Annotated in this window: 1 protein-coding gene; it reads left to right on the top strand. The window is 44.3% G+C overall.

The features are described 5' to 3' along the window. Nucleotides 1-301 precede the first annotated feature (301 nt). Nucleotides 302-511: a hypothetical protein gene (locus ACSZPU_RS26185; RefSeq protein WP_499004539.1), complete on the top strand. Its 210-nt coding sequence runs from the start codon at nt 302-304 to the stop codon at nt 509-511. Nucleotides 512-619 lie beyond the last annotated feature (108 nt).

Below are 619 nucleotides of genomic sequence, written 5' to 3'. Positions count from 1 at the left end.
GTAGCGAGCCATAGTTCAATATGTTGTTGAAAAAGACAGTTACTATAACTCAGGTGATTAAGGGACACAGCCTAATCGTACAGTCGCTATAAGAGTGCCACCTGGGATTTTTGCATAGGTATCTGTGCTATTTCGTTTCAGCCTGACAGCTATTCCGACAGTGTACGAGCTTACACCCGAGTTGTGGGTTGTAGTACAATTCGTATCGATGTAAACACATCGATTACCCGCTTGCGCAGGCGTATACCATGTTGCTCCATTACCACCGATTCTAAACTCAACTGAAAATTTCCTTGATGTTATGGCATCATTGACCCAAATCGTCGAAGTTCTCACCACATCCCTGTCGGCAGGAGTGGGATTTCCATTAGCCCATGCTGATGCAGAACCACTCGCGCCAGAAGTTATATTTCCCAATGTAGTTGGAATAGATGTTGCGTTCAGATACGCGGTGGTGGTGCTACTTGGCGAAAAACCAAAAGCCATCACCGTATTAGTCATCAATAAATAAAAAGCAGTGAATATTAATAGATGGCGGATTCAAGACCCTGTACACGATTCTGTGTAAATGCCTTTTCTCAGAAGTGACCGTCCAGGCGGTCACCGAACTCGATAATAA

Origin of the sequence: Phytobacter sp. V69, from assembly GCF_965644215.1 — a bacterium.
GTDB lineage: Bacteria > Pseudomonadota > Gammaproteobacteria > Enterobacterales > Enterobacteriaceae > Phytobacter.
The sequence above is the reverse complement of the archived record's forward strand: the minus strand, read 5'-3'. Positions and strand labels throughout refer to the sequence as shown.

Excerpts from the sequence above, each read along its gene's own strand:
- ACSZPU_RS26185 (WP_499004539.1), top strand. The coding sequence starts at position 302 with ATGGCATCATTGACCCAAATCGTCGAAGTTCTCACCACATCCCTGTCG.